We start from the raw sequence: 23,201 nt of genomic DNA on the forward strand, positions 1-23,201 counted from the left end.
AGAATGGATCCCGTATTTTACTGGGTCCATTCTTTTTGAATTTCAGGGATTAAAATCTATTTTCTTTATGTAGTTCAAATATTTAAAGGAGTATCCCCTACTACTTTCGAATAAAATAAATTATAGATTTTTCAAAAAGGAGCTGTGGAAATGTCTTATGGCATCCAATTATTAATTATCCTTCTTTTTTCATTGGTCATGTTTGGCGTCCTTAATTTTTTAGCCATTTCCTTATCTCAAAATAACTTTAAAAGAAGGATTGTTGCAGGTTTCCTATTTTTATTGTTAACTCCCATTATCTTTTTGACTACTACAGCACTCACATCTATATTCGATAAAGGTGGTTTGGGAGTAGCTAACCTAGTCTTCGTTATTTTAAATGTATATATTGTAAATGGAATTGTCATTCTTCTTTCCGCTTCATTTATCCTCAAAAGACATAACATAAGATAGAGTACTAGGCATGAATCTAGCATTACACTAGATTCATGCCTTTTCATTTTAAAAATCTCACCTTTCTCCAAATTTTTATGTGAAATTTAAAAATTCTTTATGAAAATTTAAACTTTATTTTTTACAATATTCCTATCGTATTCGCACGTTTATAAAAACGAATAAGAAAGGAGTACACAATGAAAAAGTTTCTATTTATTTTCCCTATATTAATCGTTCTACTTAGTGGATGTAGCAATAATGATATATACGGCTCTTGGGAAGTCATTGATAATAAAAAAGGTGAATGCCCTGTATATTATAAATTTGAAACAGTTGTGAAAGAAGAAAAGAAAGAAAAGGTTGTTCACAATTTAGTGGAAATGCAAACAACAAATAAAAAAGAGGATTTATTTAAAGGATCGTTTGTTAAAAATTCTAACGTGTATCGTATTGATTATGGTAACTCGTTTACATCGGATCAATCTTTAAAAGTTGTCGATAATGAATTAAATGTATACTTTTTTACAACTGAAAACACATGTACATATAAAAAAACAAACAATTAATCTTCATTTATAACGTAGAAAATATTTTCTACGTTATTTTTATATTTCCCCTTATTATCCTCCCTCTAAATTTGTCAATCGTTTTAATTTTCATAAAAAAATGATAAAATGTAAACATATGTTTTCAGAATAATTAAAAATACAGACAGAAAACACTGTTTTTAGGAGGGGTTTTGATGACTTACACTTTAGCAACTAGAATGAAAGCATTCCAATCTTCTATATTTAGTGAATTAGGGGCCTATAAAAAAGAGAAAATTGCAGCAGGTCATAAAATGATCGATTTAAGTATCGGGAATCCTGATATGCCTCCTGCTGATTTTGTGAGAGAAGAAATGGTACATACAGCAAGTGCAAAAGAAAGTTACGGATATACGTTATCTGGTATTCAAGAATTTCACGAAGCTGTAACTGAATATTACAACAACACTCATAATGTTATATTAAATGCTGAAAAAGAAGTTTTATTATTAATGGGTTCACAAGACGGACTCGTTCATTTACCTATGGTTTTTGCAAATCCGGGAGATATAATACTAGTTCCTGATCCAGGATATACAGCTTATGAAACAGGAATTCAAATGGCCGGTGCAACATCTTACTACATGCCATTAAAAAAAGAAAATGATTTCTTACCTAACTTAGAAGTTATCCCTGAAGAAATCGCCAATAAAGCAAAGATGATGATTTTGAACTTCCCAGGAAATCCAGTTCCAGCAATGGCACATGAAGATTTCTTTAAAGATGTAATCGCATTCGCGAAAAAACATAATATTATCGTTGTCCATGATTTTGCTTATGCTGAATTTTATTTTGATGGTCAAAAGCCAATTAGCTTCTTATCTGTACCTGGTGCAAAAGAAGTTGGCGTTGAAATTAATTCTTTATCTAAAAGTTATAGTTTAGCTGGTAGCCGTATTGGTTATATGATTGGTAACGAAGAAATTGTCGGCGCGCTTACGCAATTTAAGTCTAATACAGATTACGGTGTGTTTTTACCAATTCAAAAAGCTGCATCCGCTGCATTACGACACGGCGCTGCATTTTGCGAAAAAAACCGTGGAATTTACCAAGAACGTAGAGATACTTTAGTGGACGGATTCCGCAAATTCGGTTGGAATGTCGATAAACCAGCTGGAAGTATGTTCGTTTGGGCTGAAATTCCGAAAGGATGGACTTCGCTAGAGTTCGCTTATGCACTTATGGATCGTGCAAATGTCGTTGTCACACCAGGCCATGCATTTGGTCCTCATGGCGAAGGTTTTGTACGTATTGCACTTGTTCAAGATAAAGTAGTATTACAAGAAGTAGTTGAAAACATTAAAAACAGCGGTATTTTCTCTATTGAAAATATAGAAGAATTAGTTAAGAATTAATAATAACTCCCCTGCTTAACTTTAGCAGGGGTATTATTATTCCTGGAGGTACGATATGAATATTAAAGATACTCTTCCCCATCGCTATCCATTTTTAATGATTGATAAAATTACAAACGTTAAAGAATCTCAATCGGCTACAGGATACAAACTGATTACAAATAACGAGTGGTTTATTAATAAAAATCAAAACTATATGCCTCATATGCTAATTGTAGAAGCACTCGCTCAACTTAGTGCTTTTGTAAGTACAGGTGAATCTGAAGGACTTGGTTTCCTCTCCTCTTTAGATGGGGTGGAATTTCATGAAAATGCGTATCCCGGTGATAAACTTGACTTACATTATGAATTAACACGTAACAGACGAGGTTTTGTTCTTGGGAAAGGAATTGCCTCTGTAAACGGTCAATCAATCGTTACCATTGAAAAGCTATTAATATATCAAGCTGATTAAACAGATTACATAGTAAGGGGTAGGGAAATGCGGAATGTTGTTGGTATTGATGCTGGGGGAACATTAACAAAAATTGCTTACTTTAACGAAATGAACAAATTAGTTTTCGAAAAATTTTATTCATATGAACAAGAAAGAATTAAAGAATGCCTTCATAATAATAATTCAATTACACAATTATGCATTACAGGTGGTAAAGCTACACAGTTAGAACAACTCCTTTCAAGTTCATATAAAATAGTAGAATTAAACGAGTTTGAAGCTACTTTAGCAGGAGTACGATACATACTAAAAGAAGAAAAACGTGCTATAAACAACTTTGTATTAACAAATATCGGTACAGGTACTTCCATTCACTATGTTCACGACAATCAATATGTTCGTGCTGGTGGAACTGGAGTTGGCGGTGGTACTATTATGGGTCTTTCAAAACTATTAACAAATATAGATCATTTTGAAGACGTGATTCCGCTTACGAAAATTGGTTCAAGAAACAGTCTAGATATTACAGTTGGAGATATTTATGGTGGGATTCTCTCCCCTCTTGATAATAACTTAACTGCTAGCAATTTCGGAAAAGCGACCATTACAGACTCAAATTATAGTAATTCAGATATACTAGCTACCGTTCAAGGACTTGTCGGTGAAGTCGTCACAGCATTAAGTCTTCAATTCGCCGAAGCAAAAAACATTGACCATATCATTTACATCGGTTCTACTCTATGTAATAACGTACATCTTCAAAATATTATAAGTAGCTATACAGAATATCAAAACAAAATACCTGTCTTTTTACAAGACGGCGGTTATAGTGGTGCGATTGGTACTTTACTTCATGGTATGAAATAAAAAAGCTGACTTTTGTCAGCTTTTTTTGCAATGGTACTTCAAATTCAATAATTGATTCTCCATTCTCACCAATTCGTTCCACACTAATTTTATCAATTACACAATTTAACTTCTCATGAAAACTAGGAATATCCTTCGCTATTTCAGCCGCTAATCCCGCGCTATCTTTTCTCCCAACTGTTACATGTGGTATGTATGGAATATCCGTTCTAAAAAATTGTAGTAAAGGACCTGTATACAATCTATCGTGCAATTCTTCTATTTTTTCTTTCCCTCTTTCAACTTCCAAAAATAGATACTCTCCCTTGCTACTTATCCGGTTAGCAAACTCAATTTCAATCGGATGAACCCCTTTCGCCACTTTCAAAATATGTAATTCCAGCTCATCATTTGAAATGGAACTTTCAAACGGGAATACAATTGTTATATGAGGAGAAATTAATTCAAATAAAGGATCATGCTTTTCTCTCATACTCTCTATTTCATCTATGGGCATATTATGTAAAAACAGTAGAATTGTACGCACTTTTATATCCCCTACTTCCCCTCAATTTTTTTATATTTATCATATTGTATGGTAGCGTGAACCTCAACAAATTATTTTGCTTGCATATAAAAATAAAAAACTTCTCATTTGAGAAGTTTTCATATAGCATGGTTATTATTTTCTCGCCAAACTTTCCTAAACTTTATATAACAAGCAATTCTCCACGGAATAATATACGATACTGCAACTACGTAAAATAATAAACCTATTGTTTGCTGATCTAAGTCAACAATATATTGTCTTGAACCATATCTTAAAATAACAATTCCGATAAAAGTAATTAAAAAGGCAGCACTTTTTTTCGTATAAATGTTTCTGTCTTCTCTTCGCTCATAGTTTGTTAGAAATATAAGTGGGATTGCGAAAATCACCCCAATGGATGCTGCTATAGTCACTTGTACTATAGCTGGATGTACTGGACCAAAAAACAATAAAATGCCCGGTGTTAAAAATAGTAATGGACACAAAATACGTTTTCCCGTTCCCTTTATCGGCTTATACATAGAACGATAACGGCGCCAAAAAATTAGCAGTGCTACGCATAAAAAGACGGTTATTAGTGAAGAAGTATCTCCCATACAGTCTTCCTTCTCTCTTCAAGTAATTGTGCTTAAATCGTATCCTCAAAAGAAACTTTACGAATAAATAGAGCGCCAATTATAAAGTATATTAAAATAAGCACTATCGAAATTGATATAAAATTAGGTATATCAAGTAACGATTTACTATCAATAAATACCAATTCTTTCAAACCTACCTTACCATAAATTGTACTCGTCAACCCCAAGAAAAAAATCACACTAAAAGCAAAGCCTATCCAATTAAATCTTTTCTGAAAAATAGTTGTTAATTGAAATAAGCTAGCTAATAAAAGATAGAACACGAACTGTGCAAAGAATTGTTCGATTGTATGTGCTCCTAAATTTATATGTTTCGTTTCATAAAATGTACCTTGTAAAAGCAAAACCTGAAGAAATGAAAAAATTACTGATTGTAATATGATAAAACATACTGAACCAATAAAGAATTGTAATCTAGTAACGCCAAATGAGACAACTGTACGAAATATGTCATCTTGAACAAGAAAAACACTTGCCACAATAAATATTGCAATTGCAATAGATGAATTATTGAAGATGTCATGTAAAAATGCTACCTTTAGTCCCTTTATATCAGTTGCAGTTGTTGTCCATTTTATAAGTAATGCCACACACCAAAAGATAAGAACAGCCTTATAATGAAATTTCATATGTAACTTTAATTGTTTTAAAAGCATTTTCATTTCACCTCATTATCTGTTAGATAAATAAATAGTTTTTGCAGTGTTACTCTGTCTATTTCTAACCCTTCAGTTTCTAACAGCTCATAATCTCTAGCAGAAAGATCTTCCCATATCACAGAAATCTCTTTATTCCCATACAACTCTTGCTTTACAACATTTTTCCCCATTAAAAAATTTGTCACTTTATCTTTATGTCCTGATATTATGTGTCCTTTTTCTAAAAAATCTTCCACAAAGGATTGAACAGCTAATGATCCTTCTTTTAATATGATTACATTTTCTATAACATGGGACACTTCCTCAACTAAATGTGTTGATAAGATGATTGTTCGTGGATATTCACTATAATCTTCCAATAGTAATTCGTAAAACAACTCTCGATGTGCTGCATCTAAACCGGTAGTCGGCTCATCAAAAATAGTAATTGGTGCTCTACTAGCTAAACCTTTAATAATACCAACAATTGTTTGCATACCATGGGATAAATCATAATATTTTTCTTTTGCATTCAATTGAAATTTTTTAATAAGTTCCTCAGCATATTCTTGATCCCAATTTTCATAAAACATGTTACACAAATAAAAAACATCTTTTACCTTACTACTTAAATTAATGTTTTCTTTCACCTTTACGATACAAATATTTTGCATCGCTTTACTATTTTCAAAAACATTTTCACCAAATACAGCTACGCTTCCACTACTTGAAATAATTTGACCAGCAAGTATGTTTAATAATGTCGTTTTCCCCGCTCCGTTTCTTCCAAGCAAACCATATATTTTATGCTCTTCCAATGAAATAGTTACTTCGTTAACAGCTAATTTCTTTTTATATTTTTTAGACAAGTTTTTCGTTTCAAGTGCAATCATCCCTCTTTCCCCTCCTTCGTAATTTTGTGTATCATGTCCATCAATTCGTCTTTTGATATTTCTAGTACTTTTGCTTCTTCCCACACTTTAGGTAAATACTCAGTCATAAAAACATGCTGTCTTTTTTTTAGTACAACTTCTTTTGCTCCCTTTGTAACAAACATCCCGATCCCTCTCTTTTTATATAAAATCCCCTCATCTACTAGTAGATTTACTCCTTTTGCAGCTGTAGCCGGATTAATTTGTAACATCTTCGCAAATTGATTTGTCGACGGAACTTGTTCTTCTTCAAGTAATATGTCTTTTAAAATATCAGATTCAATTGTTTCTGCAATTTGTATGTATATTAACTTATTTTGTTCTAGAGTAGGTTTCACGATTTCACCACCTTAGGTTCATAGGTTCATTACTTATGTAATTAACCATAGCACAACGTTATATTTTTTTCCATAATTTTCATCAAAAAAAGAATCATTCGATACTGAATGACTCCCTTTAAAAAATGTCCGTATTTTCAATCGTAAAATAACCACATCTTCCTCCATATCACTTAGATTCCCGCACAGGATGTTCATTAAAAAATTGCTTTCGAAAATCTTTATTATTAACTAGCTTTTCTATTTTTTCTTGATTACCGTAAAAGAAATTCATTACGATTCCCTTATTCCATATAAGATCATCCTTTGGCAAATCATTAAATTCTTTATACAGTATGGGTAAAAGTTCTTCTCTTTTTAATGCAAAACTTTGATTTTCAATCTGAAGCTCATACCCTTTCGCATTCGGTACTAAAACTGCAAGATAAATAGCATTAAAGAGAAAGTTCTTTTTCATCGTATCCTTTTCGTCAAACCAATACGTCTCAATGATATCTTCTGTTAAGTTACCGTTCTTTTTCTCACCGTATTTCACCGCGATCTTCTCATTTTTCAAATTTATACTTTGAACTGTTTCACCACCAGGTAAGTTTTTAACAATCGCAAACACATCGGAATTATTTCCAACGTATGTCCCCATATATTTTTTAAAAGCCCCAGGTTCAATATGTGATATTTCTTTTATTTGCTCCCCATTAGAACAAGCAGTAACAACTAATAAAATTGTTAGCATAACACCTGCTATTCTATTCATATACTTCATTAGACACCCCCACGTTCTATTTATTATCCAATCCATACAATGTATCCTTTAAAAAGCCCTTTTAAATATACGCATTTTAATCAAAATTAAAAATTTTCAATTTTTATGTTTACAATTATCCATTAATTGTATATAATTACTAACGTAAGAAAAATATTCTAAAAGGAGGTCGAAGGAAATGATGAAATTACAATTACATGCTTTAACTTTAGCGTTAACTGCATCTATGTTTTTCGGACAATTAAATATGAATTCGACCACCCTAATGGAGAATTAAAAATCGTACTTTATTTCTTTTAATTCATAAATTCGCCACAGGAGGTCGTATACTTTCCTGTGGCTTTTTCACGCCCAGCCATAGGAGAACGATATCTTCCTGTGGCTTTTTCGTGCGATTTTTTAGTCTCATACATTATTTTTTAAAGAAAGGAGCAACATTCGATGACAATTAGCGTATTGTTTTTAAGTATTACGATTCAAAGAAATACATTTTCCAAAGCTGAAATTCTTCATAATGAGCAAATTACAAAAGCTATGAATGATGTTAAGGAGCGCCAAGTGCTTTATTGCGATCACCTGTAATTCCTTTTCGAAAGGAGGAATTCGTCTATGACTTTTCATATTTTCTTTTTTACGACAGCACTTCAGAAAAAAACTTTATCTGGAGCTGAAATCTTTCGTAAACAACAATTAAAACAAACTATGGATAAAATAACGGACATTAAAAGTTCGTATTATACACAAATGTATTAAAAATATTTTTTAAAGGGGCAATTTCCTAATGAAATTCAAAGCTTTCTTTTTAACTATCACCATTCAAAAACGTAAATCTTCAAAAGCTGAAATCTTACGTGAAAAACAAATTAAAATTATTATGGACGAAGTAAAAGAGCGTCAGTCCTCTTATTACAATCGCCTTTACTAAATAAATTATAAAGGGGTAATATCCTAATGAAATTTAAAGCTTTCTTTTTAACGATTACCATTCAAAAACGCAAACTTTCAAAAGATGAAATTTCTCGTGAACAACAAATTAAAAACATTATGGATGATGTGAAAGAGCACCAGTCCTCTTATTACAATCGTCTTTACTAAATACATTATAAAGGGGTAATATCCTAATGAAATTTAAAGCTTTCTTTTTAACGATTACCATTCAAAAGCGTAAACTTTCAAGAGATAAAATTTCTCGTGAACAACAAATTAAAAATATTATGGATGATGTGAAAGAGCGTCAGTCCTCTTATTACAATCGTCTTTACTAAATAAATTATAAAGGGGTAATATCCAATGAAATTCAGAGTATTATTTTTAACAATTACCATTCAAAAAAACAAACTGTCTGAGTCTGATATGCTTCATGACCGACAAATTGAGCAGGCTATGTACAACGTAAAAGAACGACAAAGTCATTATTGTAGTCACCTGTAATTCCTATTCGAAAGGAGGAATTCATGTATGAAGTTTCACCTTTTCTTTTTAACCATTACGATTCAAAAAGAAACTATATCTGCAAATGAAGTAAAACAAGAGGAACAGTATAAAAAGATTATAGATGAAATTCGTGATCGTAGAAGCAAGTACTACACTCACCTATAATTGTTTGAACTTATATTAGAAATGAAAGGAGTCGATTATGATGTTAATAACGCGGTGTAAAGAAATGATTTGGATAGTTCAGAGGGATTCCACATAGTTTATAAAGTGAAACTTTAATCAGTGGGGGTTTACGCGCAGTTGATCTCCCACCTAACTTCTTTTTTCTTCACCTGAATTTTGAAGTGGGAGTTTTACTGCCCACAAATAGCGGGATAAAGTTTATTTAACAAAAATCCACCGCCTGATTTGATGTGTAAAAAATATACAATAATAAGTATTTCATACACTAAAAAATAAAAGATACACCCCTTTTTATTAAGCGGTGTATCTTTCTCAACATATTCTATTTCCGTTTACTTCGTTTCGTCTTAAACAATCTCACTAAGTTCGAAACAACTGTTTTTGTTACCGCGTAAGCTGGTACTGCTAAAATCATCCCGATAATTCCCGCGAAATTACCTACCCCTAAAATAAGGATGATAATTGTCAACGGATGGATATTTAATTTTGAACTCATAATACGCGGTGAAATGATGTTACTTTCAAACTGTTGTACGATTGTTACTATAATAATTACGTACAGAGCTTGCATCGGAGATACGAACAGACCTATAATGACAGCTGGTGCTGCTCCGATAAATGGACCTAAGTTCGGAATTATATTTGTAAATGCTGCGATAATTCCTAAAACGAAAGCATACGGTAAACCGATGATTAAATAACCAGTAAATGTAAAGGCACCAATAAACATACAAACGAGCGCTTGACCTTGAATATATGCAGATAATGTTTCGTTCGTTTCCTTTATGATACGAAGTCCTTCTTCACGGTAAGACTCTGGTAATACACTAACAGCTTTTCCTGGAAATGCATGTCCATCTTTAAACATATAAAATAAAATGAACGGTACTGTAAAGATAACTAACGCCACGTTCGTGATAATACCAAATAAAGCCGTTGCACTCGACGTAAGTGTGTTTGGTATTTCCTTTAAGTATTCAATTGCATTTTTCTCAATTGTCTCAATGGAAACGTAGTTTTGTGTAGATAGCCATTCAAATAATCTATGATGGGATAGATCTTGTATGTATACTTTTCCCTCTTTTATGTAAGTCGGCATATTTTTCACTAAATCCATTAACTGTTGTGAGATGGTTGGAACAACTACTCCAATAGCAACTCCAGTTAATGTAATGATAAAAAGGTACAGTAGTAAGATCGCTAAACCTCTAGGTACTTTTTTATTCTCCAAAAAGACTAACAATGGGTTAAATATGAAGTATAAAAATAACGCGATTAAAATTGGGAAAAATAATGTTGATATGAAGATACCAATCGGTTGAAATAGAAACGATATTTTTGTGCAAATAAATATAATTCCTACAACCATCAGCACTTCTAATGTCCAAAAGTGCACTTTCGATTTCAAAAAAACGTCCTCCTTTAAACTAGCACTTCTCTTCATTGTACCAAATTAAACTTAGATTTCACATAATATTTTCCTTTACAATATTCCAAAATCCCATTAAATACACTACAATGAGATTACAGACAAATTTGCAGGTAAAGGTGATAAATATGACACAATGCATCATTTGCAGAAAAGATACGAAAGAACTTAGTGAACAATATGTCATTCCAGAGATATTATGTGGATATTATTTCATAAACTCAATTTGTGATTCCTGTCATGAACATATGACAACAAATATTGACCGTCCTTTAATTAGACATAAATTAAGTCAATATAAGATTGAGCAAATGAAAAAACAAATCGACTCCCCTCTCTATACGAATGAACATGGTGAGGAGCTAGCAGCCGCTGAGACAGATGTAGTCGAAGTAAGTGATGAGATACTTTATTCCAATGCATTAATTATGAAACTATGTAAAAAGCACGATATTTCATTACATAATGAAATTTGGAAAGAAGAGCGCGTAACAAAAGTAGCTAGTTCTATTCAACGTGAATTGCTTTTAGATAACCGTAAATATAAAATGAGTGTATTAAAAATGGCTTATACTTTTGCTGTACAAACAATTGATGGCTACTTTGACGATCCAGATGCGATTGATATTTCTACCATTCTATTAAATGCCGATTTCATGGAATTAAAGGAAAAGAGTATCGTTCGTGACTTAAGCAAAAGCTCTTTATGGAATACATTAAATACAACGAGCGAAAACCATTACTTTATTTTACTTAGTGATAAAGACGGTCTATTCTGCTTCATTCGCCTATTTGATATTTTTGATGTTGTTGTTCATTTATCAGAAAAAAGATACAATCTTCCATCACCAATTGTCGGCGTAAATAATGTAGACAAAAAAGGATTTTTTGTGGAAAGTTTAAAACAGTATATGGATGGGCTATTTAAAGAAACTACACGTTCTATTTAATCCATATAGGAACATACGGTCTCCTTTCTTCATGAAAAGACACTGTGTTATAATGAGTGTGAAAAGAACAATACAATCACATAAAACAATTAAAACCTGTATATAAATAAAAAAGACTAGTGTGCGGCTACACACTAGTCCACGTAACTTAGCAGATTGGATTGTTCATTTATCCTATTTGTTTCGTACAAACACAACAACCCACATTCTATAGGCATAGGTGGGTTGTTATTTTTTGAGCTTGTCAATTAAGACGACAATAAACGTTAACAATGCAATGAGAAACAGTCCACCTTGCAATAACAACGCAATTTCACTCACTTATTATCACCCCCCTCCTACTTTGGAGAAGTGATAATTGAACAACCAACCGTACCATAAGTTACCTCTTAATTTTATCATATTTTCTAATAGTTTACGACGAAAACCCGCAAGCTAGTAAGCTGCGAGTGTTTTTATTTTTCATGTAGAAAAAATCTCTTTCTGTTTAAATATAGTCTCCGTTTCTAAAATCATTTGAGGTAAGAAGACATGAATTGTATCCGTTAATACGTTAAGAGCTTCTTTCACATAACCATTTTCAAATTGATCTAATGACTCAGGTAATTCGACTTCATCTAATATGAAATACTCACCATTAGGAAGAACCATAATATCAATGATTAAATCTTCAAATGTTACTAACTCATTTCCTACATGTGTGTTTTTTATGATATTAAAATATGACCCTAAATAATGCCCAGCATCATCTCTCCATATGTATAGGTTATACGGACGATCTTCCCAATAATATGCGGTTGTATAACTACCTTTAGGAATAGTTAATTTTATTTCGTTTGCTGTCATAGTAAAAGGATACTGTACCTCATGAAATAGTACGATTCTCTTCGGTTGTGCTTCTACTAATAAACAAACGTGATCTACAGTTGTAGAATCATAACGTATTTTTCTTTCTATAATTTCAATCCTTGATGTACGTAAACAATTCATTTTTTAGTTACCCCTTTTATCATATAGTCCGTTTTTAATTATATCCTTTACGCTCCTGATTAAGAAAGTATACCGTATTCCGCATCATAAAAACTCCTTCTATAATGGAAGGAGTTAATGAACTACTACTATTTTATTAACCACAATTCATATATGGTCTTTTATTTTTTTCAATACAAACTCCATATACACCAAACGCACGATGATATTTAGGAGCTTTACTCATGTTTTAACTTTCCCTTAACTACATCATAAAATTTCCGTTCATCGTCTACATTTAAGTGAATACGACTTACTGTTTTAGAAAATCCATATAACAACTGCGCTTTAATTGGCTCTTTTAACGTTATTTCAAAAGTTGGAGGTTCCTTTATAAATTCCATAACAGTTGCGTCAAGAACCTCTTTCTCTTCTTCTTTCTTTAAAGGTTCGCCTTTATAAAACGCAATGTTATCAATTTGTGTAAATGATATAACGATTTTCTTTCCTAATCCAATTTGAATAATCACTTTTTCTTCCGCAACGATAATTGGATTTTTACGCATCGCTTGTATTTCAGCTAAAAAATAAAACATCGCATATATGTTTAAGATGAGTAAAACCCAAGCTATTACTGGATTCCATTGATGAAGTAAATAATGAAAACCGATACTTTCAATTAATGTTGCATGAATAATCATGATATAAACACCTATTGCACCGGTCTTTTTATGATATGAGTATGTGGATTCACTTTCTAATACTTTTTCACGCCACGATAAAAAAGCATAATAGAGTAATTTACACTCTGTTAGAATGATATTTACTGTCTTACTTCTCTTCATATTAGCATCAAATGCTGCATCAATCGCATAAGAAAATGAAGAATACTCACTTCTATATTCTTTATATCGTTTTATTATTTTAGGAAGTACTCTTATAATTTTATATATAAGAAACAGTTCAAAACATACGAACACAATTTCTCCAGCAACTATTACATACGAAACAAATGAAAAGGCTTGTAAATAATCACTAGGAATTATAAATCTTGCGAATACATATCCAGCTATAACTACAGGAAACATATACGTTAACGAATATCTTTTCCGTATAATAAAGAAATATGTGATGACTGGAATTACAAACATAAAATCTAATAATGAACCGAGGACTACTTCTTTCGGGGCAGCTGGCACTATTGGCAGGGCATACAATAAATAGTTTGATAACATAATTAAAGATACGAGTCCAATCCAAATGCCTTTTTTCCTTCGTGAAATTGATGGATTCATTCCTTCTCTCCTCTATTCAAAAACCTCATTTAAATGGTCTTTATAAAATGAAATAGCACGTTCAAATTCTTTTATCTCATCTACTTTCACAACTGTCTCTAACAGTAATTTCATCGCTTCTTCATGTTCGTTTACGTTATATTTTGCTAATGATAAAAACACTTTCATCACGTCATTTTCCGGGAACTTCTTTATCCCTGCTTCTAATACAGTAATCGCTTTATCATATTCCCCTATACAACGATACGTACTGCCAAGACCGATATACGCACCGCAAAGGGATTCACCATCAAGTCCGTTCGCAATTGCCTGTTCATAATACGGAACCGCCTCCGTTTCAAGACCCATTACATCATGTATCCAAGCGCATTGATATAGTACTTCTGCATCCCTCGTAAAGTTTGTTAATCCTATAAGTATCTCTCTAGACTGCGCATATTTCTTTTCATTTCTAAGTTTAATAGCTTGCTTTAATAAATGTTCCATACAATCCACTCCTCACAAAATGTTCATTATGCATATATCATGTATTACACATTTACGAGCAGCTAATGGCCTATTTCATTGATTTGATTCAATTTAATAATTAGTGAGGGATACGTTCCCCCACTAATTTAATATTAACTCCATTATATACTATGCGACTGCATCTCTTTCTAAAAGCTTAAATCTACATAGTAGTGATACGATTACATAAATGCTCTAACATATTGACAATTTCTTTTGCAGTTTCATCTTTCCCATTACATAACTTCACATTACCGTCTTGTCCAATAACGTGATGCACAGCACCGCGAGAATATAAAGAATGCGGTGAGTTTGCTACCATTACACTTGCTTTTGCATCTTCCATTCTTTTACTTGCTCTTTCAATAAGTTCTGCTTCATTTACGTCACTTTCAAGTTTAAAGCCAACGAGTATCGTTTCTGGATCCCAACTCTTTATTTGTTTTAATACTTTTGGCGCTTTTTGAAAATGAATAATTGGAGCGATGTCACTTGAAATCTTTCCGTTCATATTAAGAACATTTCCATCTTGATCACAAATCTTTTCGACAACCCAATCTGAGCCAGCAGCAGCCATAATAACTGCATCTACTTTTTCATGTGTAATAATACTTTTCATCTTATCTTGTAAATCAATAATCCCCTCAAATGGGTGCAATTCTAATTGGTTATTTACATCCATTGGCTTCTCAGCAAAATAGCCATGCAAATATATAACATTTGCTCCTTTTTTCATTAGCTCTTCTGCAATAATTCTTCCAATCGTACCTTTTGCTAAATTTGTATGCCCACGTACTTGATCCCATTTTTCTAGGCAGCCGCCGCTCGTAATTAATACTTTTTTCTCCTGCATAATAACCATCCCTTACTGATTTTTCGCACGAAACCACTCTGTTCCAAAGTCAACTGCATCACGCTGCCTCATAAAACGGCACGTCGCATTCCCTATCTTCCCACGCGTAACTGTTCCTTTAAGCTCATATTCAACTCCGATTTCTACAAACGTGTCAGAATTGTAATCCATTTCAACGAATTCTTTCCATACTCTTACACCTTCTTCTATAATAGGCGCCCCTACCTTTATTAACTCGCGTGCACCTGTACGTACCTCAGATAAATGTATGGACGTATTGGAGTCATAACCGACACCAAGTAATAATATGTATCCATCTAAATCGTATATTTTTCGTAATGGCGATTCTTCACCAAAACTTATGGAAAGTGAATGATTCGCTGTAATTTCTTCTGCGTGTTGCCCCCATGCTGCAAAACTACTGAGTGGATGATTACTGCGCAATACATTCGGATATGTACGAAAACATTCAACTACTTCTCCCATTGCCCTTGTTGGTGTTATACGCGGATCAAATGCTGGGACGTTATCCCGAATAATTTGCCACCATTCTTCTGGTACAGGTGGTCTTGACCAATGTTTTGGATCGGATAAATCCGAAGATTGCGTCGGCATAACTATCGTTCCTTCTTCTGTAACAACTTTCATTAACGCTTCTACTACGGCAACTGCACCGCCTGATATCCAACCGATTGAACTTAATGAAGAATGTACAATAACTGTCATTCCCTTTTCTATCCCTAATGCTTTTAAATCATTTGTAATTGTTTCGATTGTATTTGGAAATTGTGTATTCGCCACTATGTCATTCATTTTCACGATTGTTCCCCCATTTTGCTTTAAACTAATACATACATATATTATCATATTTTTCTCAATTTTTAACATAATCATATAGATTACTATACACCTATCGTTCTTATCATATCGAAAACAGTTAAATTATGGTGTATTAATTTGAAATCAATATAGAAAGGTGAACACGATGAAAAAAATGATATTATCCCTTTTCATATTAGGGATGATTAACTTAAGTGGCTGTACTTTTTCTAATAATGAATATGGAAATTTTCGGGTGTTAGAAAAATCTAGATATAACGAAGGTGGATATAGTCCTTCACACTTATACGAAAAAGCACAAGAAGATCCAACTATGATTCATTACTCAAATGATAGCATTAGTGAAGGAAAGAGAATGGTATATTTAGCATTGGGAGAAAAGTATAAAAACGAAAAAATTACAGTAAAAGAAGTTAAAGACGAAAAAGCTTTTCACATTTACATTACCACCAATAACAGAGAATAGAGACCTAAGAAATAATGCTATGAAAATATAAAAACGTCTTTTGAATTGTCTATTTTTGTAGTTTCTCCGTTTAATCGTTGGTTTTTCAAATCGAAATAAGCATCTAATATCTCTCTTCTAATTGCAGAGTTAATACCTGATTTATCATCTCTAATCCACGGCATAACAATAGAAAGTGCTACTCCCGAATTGCCATATGGCGCATATCCTGCTAACGTTAAATACTAGCATTTTCTACGCGCACCTTTTTCATCTCTGATATATTATGAAAACTTGTATTATTTTCTAACTAAATCAATTTATTAACTTAATAAGAATTATAAATTTAACGACTGACTTTAAGGAAGGAATTAGACAGTTGTTTATATTTAAAAATGAATTTTTAATTCTTTCTATTAACTTCTATATATGATGTTTCATTTTCCTTTAAGTACTTATAAGGTTTGTATGTACATGGTTCATATAGAAGGTTCTAATGCAAATAATAAATAAAGATTACAAAATCAGAAACTCCAAATGAAATCCGCTTTTAAGTATTCATTTCAAAAGCCTTTTTATAGATTATTACTATCAGTATGCTTAAGGTCACTAGATTGATTTTATATATTTTTTACACCAGAACAAAAAATATCATAAAATATAATAAAAAACAAATATCTATATGCATTGTTATATTTCATACAATTCATATCCATTTTAAATTTCGTGAATTTATTTCAAACAAAAAAGAAATTGTACTCATTCCTTCACTGTTTGTGCGCAAAAAATTCAGCTATATAACTTTCTTATATTCTTTTGAAAATCACTATATTCTTCTCCTCCCCTCATGAAATCTCTATTTACAGGTATTCATTGTTAATAATGAACAAATAAACTTATCTATTAAAACGGTTTTATACATGATGATATTTTATAGTTAGTTATCATTAACCAAAAAGGATGATGAGGATGAATTTAGAAGATCTAAAAAACTCATATGATGTAGTCGTGAGTTTAGGAGGTTTATGTCAAGTCACCAATCAATTAAAAAGGCATAATTTAAGAACATTTTCAGGACCATTAGATTGGTTTTATTATCCATCACTCTCGGATGCAAACAGATTACTTCAAAATCGATTTAAAAAGTTTATGGAACTTGAAAATATGGTCGTAGAAGGTTCAGAAAGCTACGGCCTTATTGAATCAGAATTTGATAATCAAACTAAATGGGCAGAACGAATTACCTACTGTATAAAGGACACTTATTATAATTGTTTTTCAATGCATGACTTTCCAATTGAACCAGGAGTCGATTGGAAAGTCACCTACCCTTTATTTAATGCTAAATTAACTACTAGAATTAATCGATTTCTTGAAAAAATAACTACCAGTGAAACAATTTTGTTCGTTAGGATATGGGGAAATCGAGATGAAGCAGTTGAATTACAAAAGGTATTATCAAAAATTACAAATAAAGATTTTAATATTCTTATTGTTAATTTTGCAGAGGGCATACCGGATGTTGTTGAACTAAATTGGGGAATAGCAAGGGTTTGTTCGATTGAAATCCCACGTTATCAGGATAGATGGGAAGGTGATAATTCAGACTGGGATAAAATTTTAAATAAAATAACATTAACTTACTAACTTTTTGCTTATTCTTAACATTATTGCATCCTTAGTTGCATTTACACGGGTGTTGAGAAATAAAATTCCCATTAAATTGATACGCACTTAATTAAAAGTAAGTTCATATAATATTCCATAGTACTTTCTTTATAGGATAAATAGTTCTTTACAAATTAAATCTCATCACTAGAGCACCTTTATGCGGTGCTCTTTTTATGTTTCGAGTAAACTTAGAATAAAGTATTTGTTTCCTCTCCCTTCGAAAATCTTTGAGCAATTAATTTTAGCAAATCCATTCTAATTATTTCTACGATTAATAAATTATTCAATCAATACATAACAATATCTTTACTGCTAATCGCTGAATATCTTCTGCAGCATAGACTTTTACTAAAGCGTCTACAATTTCATTATATATACTTCAGTATAACTTTTCAGATCTTGCTTAAACCATAATAATTTCTTTGAAATTATTTATATAATGCTCATGTTCATGCCGTTGCGGTGTGTTCACGACTACTTACCTTTTCATTTTCTGCTTCGCTTTCACTATGAGTATGTCTGTGTTGACCCTTGTCATCTGTATTCTTATGTTGAGAATGAGAAGTATCCTCATGAGCTCGATTACTAGACATTTCGAACGCCTTTTGGCTTGCACCTTCACTGTGCTGATTGCTTTTTGCTTCATGCTCGTTATTACTTGATTCTTTATGCGCTCTTTCACTTACATTTTCTTCACTATTATTACTTTCTACTTCATGCCCGCTATCACTATATTCTTTATGACCTTGACGATGTTCTCTTTCTTGTTGACTATTACTTTCAGCCTCATGCTCTGATTTTTCACTCGCCTGGTGTTCTTTCTTTTCTCCGTCATCATGATGATGCTGACTTTCATCCTTACTCTGTTTATTCTCCACTTCTTTATGCCCTTCTTCACTTGCCGTTATTTTATTCCCCTCATGATCTTCCTCTTTTACCGCCTTGCTTTTTTTCTTTACCAACTACCGATTTCTTCGCCTTTTTTTGCACCATTGTCAATAACTCCAGAAATATCATACTTTTTAATGTGCAGTAATGTAATACATCCGTCATTTAACTGCAATACGTATTCCTCACATCTAATCCGCATTTTAATTATATAATCTAACATTTTTTTAGATGATTATCATTATGGTACAACCGTGTATACATTTAACAAACAAACCACATAGTTTAAATTAATAAAATATATTGAGAGGAAGGAGATAGGTCTATGAAAGTCATAATTTTGTGTGGTGGAAAAGGGCTTCGAATGCAAGGGATTCTAGAGGATATTCCAAAACCATTAGTTCAGGTTCAAGGAAAGCCTCTTCTCTTGCATATCATGGATTGGTACAGAAAATATGGACATTCTGATTTTATTTTACCCTTAGGATATAAAGGTGAGAAAATTAAAGAATATTTTATGGACTTTAGCTGGAAAGAAAATGATTTTAGTTTAAATTTTAAAACCAATCAATATAAATTACTACAGGAATTAGAACAGTGGAATATACACTTTATAGATACAGGAATCAATACCATGACCGGGGCAAGACTAAAAAAACTTAAATCATTTGTGCAGGATGAAACCTTTTTATTAACTTATGGCGATGGATTAGCCAATATAGATATTGATCAACTTATAACATTCCATAAAACAAAAGGAAAAATCGCTACATTAACTGGAATTAAAAAGAATAGTCAGTATGGCCTATTGGCAGTCGAAAATGGAATTGCTATTGATTTTAAAGAAAAACCATTACTTGATGCAGTAATTAACGGGGGATATTTTGTATTTAACAAAGAAATATTTGATTATTTAAGTAATAGCGAGGATTGTATCCTAGAAGAAGAACCTCTTCGAAATTTAATAAAAGATAATGAGCTCGCGGTATATGAACACAATGATTTTTGGGCTAGTGTCGATACACCTAAAGATTTAAAAATTGTAAATGAAAGTTGGAATCCTAATAAAAACTAGTGGAGAGGACTGAATAAAGTTTGTACTCTAATGATAAAAAAATAAGTTTACCGCGCTTGTATATCCCCTCTAATGAGAAAATAGTTAGTCCACTTCCAGCAGGAATTAAAGCTTTAAATCTCTCCAAAAAAAACACACAAAAAAGGGTCAATACCCAATTAGTTAAACAAAAACATGACTTAAATAATCATTTCTGTGTCATAGTAGGTAGTGAATACGTCTTGAAAATCATTGTCTTACAACAATCATTAATGCAGTACTCACAAAAATTCACATTGTGGATTTGTTGTATAGACTCTATTGCATATTCACTATTAAAAGAAATGAATCTAAGTAACGTAAATCTTTTACAAGTTGAAGAACTAGAAGATAGTGAACTAAAAGCAATTAAGAAAAAAAGAAAAGTAAATGAATATTGTTGGACTTTAAAATCTGTCTTGATTGAATATTTATTGGTTAATTATGATTTGCCATCTATTCTATATTGTGATGGTGATTTATGCTTTTTCTCTGATCCTACCATTATTTTTGACGAATGGGGTGAACATTCTATTTTTCTTACCCCTCAAAGAGATCGTGATTGGGTAGAAAAAATGTACGGAAAATATCAAGCTGGTCTAATTGGATTTAAAAATGATCTCTACGGACTAAAAAGTGTAAGATGGTGGAAAAATAAATGTCTAGATTGGTGCAGTGGCGAACCTGAGGAGGGAAAGTTTGGCGACCAAAAGTATTTAGATTATATCCCTATTTATTTTCCAAAAGTAAAAATTTCAAATAACTTAGGTATCAATGCTGCGCCTTGGAACTGTATATATAATAACGATTACAAAATTGAGAGGACCAATAACGATATATTTATTGAGAACGATAAACTAGTTGTTTACCATTTTGCATGTATTACCATCTTTACTGAAAATGATTTTGATCTTTGGTCTTTAGGAGCAATTTCAATACCCAACAATATATTAAACCATATTTACACCCCATATATAGAAAGAATCCAATTTGTTTTAAATCAATTAAAAGAAAAATTCAATAAAAATAATAAACAATTTTTAAGTAAAAAAGATATAAATGAAGCTCAAACCTTATATAAAGATTCACAATTAAGAAGAAAAATGAATGAATCCAATCATTTTATGAACTTTTCCATGATTATAAGTAAAGAGCGATTAATCCAAGGATTGACTTCTTATTATTCCTTAGAAAATTTCAATGCCAAATTTATTGTATGGATCTGTTGTATGGATGATTCAACTTATCAAATATTGAAGAAATTAAAGTTAAAGCATGCCATACTAATTCCGATAAAAGATATTGAAAATCATGAACTCTTAAGTATAAAAAATGAGCGGAGTTTACAAGAATATTGTTGGACATTAAAAGCGCCTCTTTGTCTCCATATCCTTAGTCTTTATCCGGAAGTTGATCACATTGTATATTGTGATGCTGATATGTATTTCTTTACAGCACCTAATATCATCCTTGACGAATGGTGGAAATATTCTGTATTTCTTTGCCCACAAAGAAGTTCTGCTGAAATTGAAAATAAACACGGTATATACCAAGCTGGTTTAGTAGGTTTCAAAAACGATCAAAATAGTAAAGAAATTTTAACATGGTGGAAAGATAAATGCCTAGAATATTGCAAAAATCATTATGATGTTGAAATGAATAGATGGGGCGACCAAAAATATTTAAATCACATTCCTAACATTTTTTCTAATATAAAAATCATGACTCAAAAAGGGATTGATGCAGCACCTTGGAATGTAATTCTAAATAGCAGTTCTATATCAAAAACAGATAACAAAATTCTTATTGATCAAGATGAATTAATTGCTTTTCATTTTGGAAGTATGCAGATTATTAATCCAAATGAATTCGATTTATGGAAGCAAGAAACTTTAGAATTACCTCCAACGATTTTAGATTATATATACCTTCCTTATATTGAACAATTGAACAAGACATGTAGTATTCTTCATAATACTTTTGAAATATCCCTATCCCCTTTATTTGCGGATCAAATTGATACATCAACAATAAAAAATCATTTTAAATACTCCTCCTCGCATCACAATTGAGGTTCATTTTCTTCTTTTTTATAAATACATCTATTTGTTCCATTAACTAAAAATACAACTTAATAAATAAAGGATAGATTATAACACTATGATTACTTCATTTAAAAATAAAACTTTTCTTATCACGGGTGGATACGGTTTTATTGGTTCTCATTTGGTACGAAGACTTTTACATTTACAAGCAAAAATTGTTCTATTTATAAGAGCATCATCAGATTCTTGGCGACTCAAAAATATTCTAAAAAATATTGAAACCTATGAAGTAGATATACGAGACAAAGCACAAGTACAAGACGCAATAAAGAAAATTAATCCCGATTATATTTTTCATCTGGCTGCCTATGGAGTAAATTCTGCCCATACAGATTACATGCATGCTATAGAAACAAATATTATAGGGACATGTAACATTATTCAAGCAGCAAAATTCGTGAATTGTAAAAAAATCATTAATATGGGAAGTAGTTCTGAATACGGCAACAAGATGGAACCTATTCATGAAAATATGCTACTAACTCCTGTAGATATTTATGGAAGCACCAAGGCTGCCAGCACTATACTTGCCCATCAAATCGCTAGCGAAAACAATATTAACCTTATAACTCTAAGACCTTTTGGCATATTCGGAGAAGCAGAGGAGCCACATAAATTATTCAGCTATATAATCTTGCAAGTATTACAAAACAAAGATGTAAATTTAACTTTATGCAATCAATTAAGAGATTATTGTTATATAGAAAATATAATAGATGCCTGTATCCTAGCAATTGAAAACACTAATGTACAGAATGAAATTTTTAATATTGGGAGTGGTAATATTTATCCCTTAAAACATTATGTAGAATTATTGTTCAAACATTTGAACAACCATTCCAGACCAAACTACGGTGCAATTTCCTCTAGAACAAATGAAAGATGGATTCCTGAAGCAAATATTCAAAAAATCAAAAACTCTCTTTCCTGGGAACCTAGGATTAATATTGAAGAAGGAATTATTAAAACTATTAATTGGTATAAAAATAATACAAATATATACCTAACTCCCTGAAAA

At 31.8% G+C, this 23,201-nt stretch carries 32 protein-coding genes and 2 pseudogenes; 18 read left to right on the forward strand and 16 right to left on the reverse strand.

Going from position 1 to position 23,201, the window contains the following annotated elements; genetic code table 11:
- Positions 1-150 precede the first annotated feature (150 nt).
- From JFU23_RS02180 to coaW, 5 genes are all read left to right on the forward strand, one after another.
- Positions 151-453: a hypothetical protein gene (locus JFU23_RS02180; RefSeq protein WP_078176542.1), complete on the forward strand. Its 303-nt coding sequence runs from the start codon at positions 151-153 to the stop codon at positions 451-453.
- Positions 454-632: 179 nt separating this feature from the next.
- Positions 633-1,001 carry a hypothetical protein gene (locus JFU23_RS02185; protein WP_002127817.1) on the forward strand — a complete coding sequence of 123 codons (369 nt, stop codon included), beginning with the start codon at positions 633-635 and terminating at the stop codon, positions 999-1,001.
- Positions 1,002-1,177: 176 nt separating this feature from the next.
- Complete coding sequence (locus JFU23_RS02190; RefSeq protein WP_201031235.1) at positions 1,178-2,377, forward strand: LL-diaminopimelate aminotransferase; 1,200 nt, start codon at positions 1,178-1,180, stop codon at positions 2,375-2,377.
- 55 nt (positions 2,378-2,432) lie between these two features.
- Positions 2,433-2,831 (forward strand): 3-hydroxyacyl-ACP dehydratase FabZ family protein, encoded by a 399-nt coding sequence (locus JFU23_RS02195; protein WP_001021821.1) that lies wholly within the window; start codon positions 2,433-2,435, stop codon positions 2,829-2,831.
- A gap of 27 nt (positions 2,832-2,858) precedes the next feature.
- Positions 2,859-3,680: a type II pantothenate kinase gene (gene coaW, locus JFU23_RS02200; protein WP_201031236.1), complete on the forward strand. Its 822-nt coding sequence runs from the start codon at positions 2,859-2,861 to the stop codon at positions 3,678-3,680.
- A 22-nt stretch (positions 3,681-3,702) separates the two neighbouring features.
- On the opposite strand, the pseudogene JFU23_RS02205 reads toward coaW, so the two are convergent.
- The 6 genes and pseudogenes from JFU23_RS02205 to JFU23_RS02230 form a co-directional block, all read right to left on the reverse strand.
- Positions 3,703-4,206, reverse strand: a pseudogene (locus JFU23_RS02205) (2'-5' RNA ligase family protein); the annotation flags it as partial.
- A gap of 119 nt (positions 4,207-4,325) precedes the next feature.
- On the reverse strand, positions 4,326-4,805 hold the full coding sequence (locus JFU23_RS02210; RefSeq protein WP_201031237.1) for a CcdC family protein: 480 nt from the start codon (positions 4,803-4,805) through the stop codon (positions 4,326-4,328).
- A 32-nt stretch (positions 4,806-4,837) separates the two neighbouring features.
- Complete coding sequence (locus JFU23_RS02215) at positions 4,838-5,509, reverse strand: DUF4052 family protein (RefSeq protein WP_172805423.1); 672 nt, start codon at positions 5,507-5,509, stop codon at positions 4,838-4,840.
- Positions 5,506-6,378: an ATP-binding cassette domain-containing protein gene (locus tag JFU23_RS02220; protein WP_201031238.1), complete on the reverse strand. Its 873-nt coding sequence runs from the start codon at positions 6,376-6,378 to the stop codon at positions 5,506-5,508. Before JFU23_RS02220 ends, JFU23_RS02215 begins: the two co-directional genes overlap by 4 nt.
- Complete coding sequence (locus tag JFU23_RS02225) at positions 6,375-6,755, reverse strand: GntR family transcriptional regulator (protein WP_000805181.1); 381 nt, start codon at positions 6,753-6,755, stop codon at positions 6,375-6,377. The genes JFU23_RS02220 and JFU23_RS02225 overlap by 4 nt, the downstream gene beginning before the upstream one ends.
- A 169-nt stretch (positions 6,756-6,924) precedes the next feature.
- The gene (locus JFU23_RS02230) at positions 6,925-7,518 is read right to left on the reverse strand and encodes a DUF4825 domain-containing protein (protein WP_201031239.1); all 594 of its coding nucleotides are present in this window, start codon (positions 7,516-7,518) and stop codon (positions 6,925-6,927) included.
- 441 nt (positions 7,519-7,959) lie between these two features.
- Here JFU23_RS02230 and JFU23_RS02235 point away from each other — a divergent pair, with 441 nt between their 5' ends.
- From JFU23_RS02235 to JFU23_RS02265, 7 genes are read left to right on the forward strand one after another with little or no spacing between them, the layout of a single operon-like run.
- Positions 7,960-8,100, forward strand: coding sequence for a YrzI family small protein (locus tag JFU23_RS02235; RefSeq protein ID WP_201031240.1), 141 nt, complete (start codon positions 7,960-7,962; stop codon positions 8,098-8,100).
- A 27-nt stretch (positions 8,101-8,127) separates the two neighbouring features.
- The gene (locus tag JFU23_RS02240) at positions 8,128-8,271 is read left to right on the forward strand and encodes a YrzI family small protein (protein ID WP_201031241.1); all 144 of its coding nucleotides are present in this window, start codon (positions 8,128-8,130) and stop codon (positions 8,269-8,271) included.
- 28 nt (positions 8,272-8,299) lie between these two features.
- Positions 8,300-8,443: a YrzI family small protein gene (locus tag JFU23_RS02245; protein WP_201031242.1), complete on the forward strand. Its 144-nt coding sequence runs from the start codon at positions 8,300-8,302 to the stop codon at positions 8,441-8,443.
- Positions 8,444-8,469: 26 nt separating this feature from the next.
- Complete coding sequence (locus JFU23_RS02250; protein WP_061674118.1) at positions 8,470-8,613, forward strand: YrzI family small protein; 144 nt, start codon at positions 8,470-8,472, stop codon at positions 8,611-8,613.
- A gap of 26 nt (positions 8,614-8,639) precedes the next feature.
- Entirely contained in the window at positions 8,640-8,783 is a 144-nt protein-coding gene (locus JFU23_RS02255; RefSeq protein ID WP_201031243.1) for a YrzI family small protein, read from the forward strand.
- 25 nt (positions 8,784-8,808) lie between these two features.
- On the forward strand, positions 8,809-8,949 hold the full coding sequence (locus tag JFU23_RS02260; RefSeq protein ID WP_000672237.1) for a YrzI family small protein: 141 nt from the start codon (positions 8,809-8,811) through the stop codon (positions 8,947-8,949).
- A gap of 27 nt (positions 8,950-8,976) precedes the next feature.
- The gene (locus JFU23_RS02265) at positions 8,977-9,117 is read left to right on the forward strand and encodes a YrzI family small protein (protein ID WP_002065956.1); all 141 of its coding nucleotides are present in this window, start codon (positions 8,977-8,979) and stop codon (positions 9,115-9,117) included.
- A 343-nt stretch (positions 9,118-9,460) separates the two neighbouring features.
- Here the strand turns inward: JFU23_RS02265 and JFU23_RS02270 are convergent, their stop codons facing one another.
- Entirely contained in the window at positions 9,461-10,546 is a 1,086-nt protein-coding gene (locus JFU23_RS02270) for an AI-2E family transporter (protein WP_000837889.1), read from the reverse strand.
- A 149-nt stretch (positions 10,547-10,695) separates the two neighbouring features.
- Here JFU23_RS02270 and JFU23_RS02275 point away from each other — a divergent pair, with 149 nt between their 5' ends.
- Positions 10,696-11,517, forward strand: a complete 822-nt coding sequence (locus JFU23_RS02275) for an HNH endonuclease (protein ID WP_000189680.1) — start codon at positions 10,696-10,698, stop codon at positions 11,515-11,517.
- Positions 11,518-11,745: 228 nt separating this feature from the next.
- Here JFU23_RS02275 and JFU23_RS30400 read toward each other — a convergent pair whose 3' ends face one another.
- The 6 genes from JFU23_RS30400 to JFU23_RS02300 all read right to left on the reverse strand — a co-directional run bounded on the left by JFU23_RS30400 (position 11,746) and on the right by JFU23_RS02300 (position 15,954).
- Positions 11,746-11,838 (reverse strand): putative holin-like toxin, encoded by a 93-nt coding sequence (locus JFU23_RS30400; protein ID WP_001289318.1) that lies wholly within the window; start codon positions 11,836-11,838, stop codon positions 11,746-11,748.
- A 141-nt stretch (positions 11,839-11,979) separates the two neighbouring features.
- A complete protein-coding gene (locus JFU23_RS02280; RefSeq protein ID WP_002013419.1) occupies positions 11,980-12,507 on the reverse strand; it encodes a ribonuclease FAU-1 family protein in 528 nt (175 codons plus the stop codon).
- A gap of 218 nt (positions 12,508-12,725) precedes the next feature.
- Positions 12,726-13,781 carry a hypothetical protein gene (locus JFU23_RS02285; protein ID WP_113709999.1) on the reverse strand — a complete coding sequence of 352 codons (1,056 nt, stop codon included), beginning with the start codon at positions 13,779-13,781 and terminating at the stop codon, positions 12,726-12,728.
- A gap of 12 nt (positions 13,782-13,793) precedes the next feature.
- The gene (locus JFU23_RS02290; RefSeq protein WP_002084932.1) at positions 13,794-14,267 is read right to left on the reverse strand and encodes a tetratricopeptide repeat protein; all 474 of its coding nucleotides are present in this window, start codon (positions 14,265-14,267) and stop codon (positions 13,794-13,796) included.
- Between the two features lie 184 nt (positions 14,268-14,451).
- Complete coding sequence (locus JFU23_RS02295) at positions 14,452-15,141, reverse strand: phosphopantothenoylcysteine decarboxylase domain-containing protein (RefSeq protein ID WP_201031244.1); 690 nt, start codon at positions 15,139-15,141, stop codon at positions 14,452-14,454.
- A gap of 12 nt (positions 15,142-15,153) precedes the next feature.
- Positions 15,154-15,954 (reverse strand): AAC(3) family N-acetyltransferase, encoded by an 801-nt coding sequence (locus JFU23_RS02300; RefSeq protein ID WP_201032250.1) that lies wholly within the window; start codon positions 15,952-15,954, stop codon positions 15,154-15,156.
- 172 nt (positions 15,955-16,126) lie between these two features.
- Between JFU23_RS02300 and JFU23_RS02305 the strand changes: the two genes are divergently transcribed.
- Positions 16,127-16,447, forward strand: coding sequence for a hypothetical protein (locus JFU23_RS02305; RefSeq protein WP_201031245.1), 321 nt, complete (start codon positions 16,127-16,129; stop codon positions 16,445-16,447).
- A 17-nt stretch (positions 16,448-16,464) separates the two neighbouring features.
- Here JFU23_RS02305 and JFU23_RS30405 read toward each other — a convergent pair.
- Positions 16,465-16,704: pseudogene (locus JFU23_RS30405) on the reverse strand (penicillin-binding protein); the annotation flags it as partial.
- Positions 16,705-17,395: 691 nt separating this feature from the next.
- On the opposite strand from JFU23_RS30405, the gene JFU23_RS02310 reads away from it, so the two are divergent.
- Positions 17,396-18,073 carry a papain-like cysteine peptidase gene (locus JFU23_RS02310; protein ID WP_201031246.1) on the forward strand — a complete coding sequence of 226 codons (678 nt, stop codon included), beginning with the start codon at positions 17,396-17,398 and terminating at the stop codon, positions 18,071-18,073.
- A gap of 473 nt (positions 18,074-18,546) precedes the next feature.
- Here JFU23_RS02310 and JFU23_RS02315 read toward each other — a convergent pair whose 3' ends face one another.
- Together JFU23_RS02315 and JFU23_RS30880 are read right to left on the reverse strand one after the other, a co-directional pair.
- Positions 18,547-19,059, reverse strand: a complete 513-nt coding sequence (locus JFU23_RS02315) for a hypothetical protein (RefSeq protein ID WP_201031247.1) — start codon at positions 19,057-19,059, stop codon at positions 18,547-18,549.
- Positions 19,053-19,187, reverse strand: coding sequence for a hypothetical protein (locus JFU23_RS30880; protein ID WP_274606692.1), 135 nt, complete (start codon positions 19,185-19,187; stop codon positions 19,053-19,055). Before JFU23_RS30880 ends, JFU23_RS02315 begins: the two co-directional genes overlap by 7 nt.
- A 123-nt stretch (positions 19,188-19,310) precedes the next feature.
- Between JFU23_RS30880 and JFU23_RS02320 the strand changes: the two genes are divergently transcribed.
- The 3 genes from JFU23_RS02320 (at position 19,311) to JFU23_RS02330 (ending at position 23,198) form a co-directional block, all read left to right on the forward strand.
- Positions 19,311-20,060 carry a sugar phosphate nucleotidyltransferase gene (locus JFU23_RS02320; protein ID WP_201031248.1) on the forward strand — a complete coding sequence of 250 codons (750 nt, stop codon included), beginning with the start codon at positions 19,311-19,313 and terminating at the stop codon, positions 20,058-20,060.
- Positions 20,061-20,080: 20 nt separating this feature from the next.
- Positions 20,081-22,150 carry a glycosyl transferase gene (locus JFU23_RS02325; protein WP_201031249.1) on the forward strand — a complete coding sequence of 690 codons (2,070 nt, stop codon included), beginning with the start codon at positions 20,081-20,083 and terminating at the stop codon, positions 22,148-22,150.
- 88 nt (positions 22,151-22,238) lie between these two features.
- Entirely contained in the window at positions 22,239-23,198 is a 960-nt protein-coding gene (locus JFU23_RS02330; protein WP_201031250.1) for an NAD-dependent epimerase/dehydratase family protein, read from the forward strand.
- Positions 23,199-23,201: the final 3 nt, after the last annotated feature.

Source organism: Bacillus sp. TH50 (assembly GCF_016650565.1).
Lineage (GTDB): Bacteria > Bacillota > Bacilli > Bacillales > Bacillaceae_G > Bacillus_A > Bacillus_A mycoides.